Annotated in this window: 3 protein-coding genes; 1 reads left to right on the top strand and 2 read right to left on the bottom strand. The window is 60.5% G+C overall.

Going from position 1 to position 3,104, the window contains the following annotated elements; translation table 11 throughout:
* The first annotated feature begins 362 nt into the window (after window positions 1-362).
* Window positions 363-1,373 (top strand): AraC family transcriptional regulator, encoded by a 1,011-nt coding sequence (locus tag MRS74_RS23455; protein ID WP_254582708.1) that lies wholly within the window; start codon window positions 363-365, stop codon window positions 1,371-1,373.
* Window positions 1,374-1,471: 98 nt separating this feature from the next.
* Here MRS74_RS23455 and MRS74_RS23450 read toward each other — a convergent pair whose 3' ends face one another.
* The gene (locus MRS74_RS23450) at window positions 1,472-1,732 is read right to left on the bottom strand and encodes a hypothetical protein (protein ID WP_254582707.1); all 261 of its coding nucleotides are present in this window, start codon (window positions 1,730-1,732) and stop codon (window positions 1,472-1,474) included.
* 266 nt (window positions 1,733-1,998) lie between these two features.
* Window positions 1,999-3,018, bottom strand: coding sequence for an anthranilate 1,2-dioxygenase electron transfer component AntC (gene antC, locus MRS74_RS23445; RefSeq protein WP_254582706.1), 1,020 nt, complete (start codon window positions 3,016-3,018; stop codon window positions 1,999-2,001).
* Window positions 3,019-3,104: the final 86 nt, after the last annotated feature.

Below are 3,104 nucleotides of genomic sequence, written 5' to 3'. Positions count from 1 at the left end.
AGTCAGCGATCCCGCGGATGGTATCGTTGATGCCGAAGATCTCCTGCAGCAGCACAATGCCGGGGCCACTGCCGCACTCGGGCACTGACAGATACCCCTGGAAAGCGCCGCTGCCGTCCTTTGCCCTGATCTCGATCGATGTACCCATGCTCGTCTCCCGGAAATGTTTATAGGCTTGCGTAGCTCCATCCTAAGTACCCGGGAGCCGTGGACGCGAGCCCTTGCCTGCGCTGACTATCCGCTGAGTGCAGAAATCTGCTCAACGATAGCCGCCAGCCAGGCCCGCTCGCTTATACTGGCGCCAGAACAAACAGCCCCGGGTACAAGCCCCGGCGGCCAACACAATAAAAACGAGACCATGCATGACGAGAACCATTGTGTCGCCATTGCTGCGATCCGCCCTGCTGAAAGACCCGAGCCGACTGGTTTTCTGCTCCCAGGATCTGGATGAAGTCCGGGACCAGGTCAGCGCTGTCTTCAAGCCCCATCGCCTGAAAACATTCGGCAAGACAAAGGTTATCGACTCACGCCTGCACCATGTTCCTATCGGAAAGATCTCCCTGAACCGCCTCAGATACGGCGCCGCTGTGCAGATCGAACCCGAATGTCTGGAGCAATTTTTCCTGATCCAGATGCCGTTGCAGGGAGAGGGGGAAATTCAATGTGATGGCGAGCGCATCGAGCTGAATCACAGGCTGGGTGCTATCCTCAACCCCGCCCAGACGCTGGTCATGCGCTACAGCCAGGGCTGTGATCAGTTAATGCTGCGTATCGAACGCGAGACGCTGGAACAGGCCTGCTGTCGTATTATCGGCAGGCCGTTGCCCCAGCCTCTGGTATTTGAGAACAGACTGCGCTGGCAGCAGGACGCCAGCTGGATGAACATGCTGCTGTATCTTGTGCGGCTGCAAAAAGAATCGCCCGAGGGCCTGCAAGAACCCCTCATCGCCCAGCAGCTTGAACAGCTGATCATCAGTACCCTGCTCTGTGTGCAGCCCAACAATTATTCTGATGCTCTGCGTCAGAATGACCGCCGTCTGGCACCGCGGCACATCAAGCGGGTGGAACAGCATATGGCAGAGCACGCCCGGGAGCCGATGGCACCGGCGCAGCTGGCGCAACTGGCCGGTGTCAGCCTGAGAACGCTCTACGCCGGCTTTCGCGAATTTCGCAATCAGAGCCCCATGGAGTACCTGCGCCAGATACGCCTGCAAAATGTACGGCACGATTTACTGCACAACGGCCAGACAAAAACAGTTACCGAGTTGGCTATGGGGTGGGGATTCTCGCATATGGGGCGTTTTAGCCGGGACTATCGCTTGCTGTACGGCGAAAGCCCAAGCGAAACGAAACGCAGGACGAGCCGCCTGTGACACGGGTCAACGGCCGGAATGCAATCGATTGAAAATCGGTCGTGTAAAAGGCGGAAACCGATACACAGAAGCGGGAGCAACATAACCCGCCGCAGGCGTCAGGCGTGTGTATCGATAATGGCGCCGAGGACACTTTCAAGGTCGCTCGATTCCTTCACCTCGGATACCACCTGGGTGGTCGGGGCTTCGTGCCGGGCCGATGCCGAGGTTTCAACCGCCTCATCGGGTGTGCGGCCGCTGGCCAGCTCCGCCTTGTCGGCCTTGCCGGAACCGGTGATATCACCGGCAACCTTCTGCACATTGTCGATGCCGCGATTCAGACCGAGCAAACCGGACTGCGGAGCTGATGTAACGTTCATATCGGTGTCTCCCTGGATGCCTGCGCGCATTTTCCGTGGCGCAGACTACCGCCCCAGTATAGTGCTCAGCTCTCCGGCGGGCCAGCGCTGTACAAACTTTGTTCAGCCCCCGGCATCGGCCAGCAGCGCCGACAGGTCCAGGCAGTCGGGTTCGACAGGTACGGCACTTCCCCGAGCAGCGGCACCCGCCAGCACCCCCGCCTTGCCGGTAAGACCTGCGAGGACTGGCCATCCACATTCCGCAACCAGCCGGGCGAGACAGATGATCAGCTGGCCGAGAATTTCTCGTAGTGGACAACGCTGTTATCCATCTGCCGCTGATCGAGCCAGCCCTTGACCGCATCCACCATCGGCGGCGGACCGCACAGATAGGCATCGACTTCGCCATCGTTGAAGTGGTGGTCCTCGAACAGATCCGTCACCACGCCCACCGGGCCTTTCCAGCGCTCGGCATCCCTCATCACAATGCTGTGGTAGCTGAAATTCGGCAGCTTTTCGGCGTATCCCTGAATGCGGGCCATTTCACACAGGTCCACCACCTGGGTGACGCCGTAGAACAGCGTCACAGGCTCCGTGCAGCGTGCAGGATTCGCCGCCATCTCGTCGAGCATGCCGAGGAACGCCGCCAGGCCGGTGCCGCCGGCCACCAGGATCAGCGGACGCGTGATCTTGTGCAGATAGAAGGCGCCGAGTGGCGCCTTGAGGCGCATCCTGTCGCCAGGCTTGGCACGGTCGCGCAGGTAGTCGCTCATCACCCCCTGGGGCAGCAGGCGGATCAGGAACTGCAGCCGGTTAGCGTCGTTGGGCATGCAGGCGAAGGAGTAGGAACGCCATTCGTCGGTGCCGGGCACCTGCACGTGGGCGTACTGCCCCGGCAGGAAGCTCAGCTGGCCGGCCCTGGAACCCGCATCGATATGAACGATGGCAGCCGACTCGGACACGATCTCGACGTCCTTGATGATCGCCTCGATCTCTTCGGGACCGGCACTGGTGCAGAGCGTGGAGTCGAAGTCGAACTTCACCGCACAGTCGGACGCGACCCGCATCTGGCAGGTGAGCACCCCGCCCCTCTCCAGCTCGGCTTCGCTCAGGGCATCTTCATCGACATATTCCAGGTCGTAGTTGCCGGACTGGCAGGTGCCCTTGCAGGTCGCGCAGACGCCTTCGCGGCAGTCGACCGGGATGGTGATACCCTGACGCAGGGCTGCATCGAGTACCGTTTCATTGGCGGCGACCTCGATGAAGTGGGTCCGTCCGTCGGAAAAACTCAAGGCTACTTTGTGCATGGTGCACCCCCTTGTTCTCTGTCCGGCACTGGCGTGCCGATCAGACGTGATAGAAGTCCAGTACGTGGCGAATCTTGTCGTTCAGC

The sequence above is a fragment of the Marinobacterium sedimentorum genome, assembly GCF_024267675.1.
GTDB lineage: Bacteria > Pseudomonadota > Gammaproteobacteria > Pseudomonadales > Balneatricaceae > Marinobacterium_A > Marinobacterium_A sedimentorum.
The sequence above is the reverse complement of the archived record's forward strand: the minus strand, read 5'-3'. Positions and strand labels throughout refer to the sequence as shown.

Coding starts and splice junctions, on each gene's coding strand:
- MRS74_RS23455 (WP_254582708.1), top strand. CDS start 363: ATGACGAGAACCATTGTGTCGCCATTGCTGCGATCCGCCCTGCTGAAA.
- MRS74_RS23450 (WP_254582707.1), bottom strand. CDS start 1,732: ATGAACGTTACATCAGCTCCGCAGTCCGGTTTGCTCGGTCTGAATCGC.
- antC (WP_254582706.1), bottom strand. CDS start 3,018: ATGCACAAAGTAGCCTTGAGTTTTTCCGACGGACGGACCCACTTCATC.